This is a genomic window from Vibrio sinensis (genome assembly GCF_003605645.1).
Classification (GTDB): Bacteria; Pseudomonadota; Gammaproteobacteria; order Enterobacterales; family Vibrionaceae; genus Vibrio; species Vibrio sinensis.
This window is the reverse complement of sequence record NZ_QVMU01000149.1, coordinates 1-487: the sequence shown is the minus strand read 5'-3', so window position 1 is coordinate 487 and position 487 is coordinate 1. Positions and strand designations below refer to the sequence as shown.

Sequence of the window (487 nt, the reverse complement as noted above, 5' to 3'; positions counted from 1 at the left end):
TCACCGATACCGCCGTGAGTTGTAGGAATGTTGATAAGAATACGTGCAGTCTTCATCTTGTCACCGAAGTAACGGATGCGGTCTGCGTTCACGTCTTGGTTAGTGTAAAGACCAGATGTGTGACCGATACCACCGATTTCAACCATTTTAACGGCTTGGTCTACTGCGTTCTCGAAAGAAGTCGCGCGGAACATACCCAGAGTTGGAGATAGTTTTTCGTGAGCAAATTCGTCATCGATCGATACTTCACCTAGGCCTTCACCGACAAGGATCTTAGTATCAGCAGGCACCTTAACACCCGCCATTTCAGCGATTGCAGTTGCAGGTTGACCTACGATTTTCGCGTTTAGTGCGCCATCGATAAGAAGAACTTTACGAACTTTATCTGCGTCAGCTTTGCTTAGTACGTGACCTTTGTGAGAAGCGAAACGCGCTTTCACTTCGTCATATACTTCATCCATTACGATAACAGCTTGCTCAGAAGCAC

General features: G+C 46.6%; 1 pseudogene. It reads right to left on the bottom strand.

What is annotated here, in order from left to right:
• A pseudogene (locus DZ860_RS24010) lies at positions 1-487 on the bottom strand (bifunctional acetaldehyde-CoA/alcohol dehydrogenase); the annotation flags it as partial.